This is a genomic window from Clostridium cuniculi, assembly GCF_004353185.1.
Classification (GTDB): Bacteria; Bacillota; Clostridia; order Clostridiales; family Clostridiaceae; genus Clostridium; species Clostridium cuniculi.
In genome coordinates, this window is the sequence record NZ_SMUS01000142.1 from 1 (window position 1) to 393 (window position 393).

The 393-nt window shown below is 44.0% G+C and carries 2 tRNA genes and 1 rRNA gene; all 3 read right to left on the bottom strand.

The window, feature by feature from the left end:
• Positions 1–48: 48 nt before the first annotated feature.
• Positions 49–125 (bottom strand) — tRNA-Ile (locus EJJ37_RS19975).
• 3 nt (positions 126–128) lie between these two features.
• Positions 129–204 (bottom strand) — tRNA-Ala (locus tag EJJ37_RS19980).
• Positions 205–307: 103 nt separating this feature from the next.
• Positions 308–393, bottom strand: a 16S ribosomal RNA gene (locus EJJ37_RS19985); the annotation flags it as partial.

Sequence of the window (393 nt, forward strand, 5' to 3'; positions counted from 1 at the left end):
TTTTGAAGTTATATTATATAATTCATATGCAATTTTCAAAGAACAAATTGGTGGGTCTAAATGGACTCGAACCATCGACCTCACGCTTATCAGGCGTGCGCTCTAACCAGCTGAGCTATAGACCCATGTGGTGGAGGTAAAGGGATTCGAACCCTTGACCCCTTGCGTGCAAGGCAAGTGCTCTCCCAACTGAGCTATACCCCCACAATTCTTTTGAACAATCTAATGATCGCTCAAAATTGAACAGAAATTAAGACCATATCTTTTGAGTACGAAGTAAACATCTTGTTACTTCATTTCTCCATAGAAAGGAGGTGATCCAGCCGCAGGTTCTCCTACGGCTACCTTGTTACGACTTCACCCCAATCGCTGACCCTACCTTAGGACGCTTCC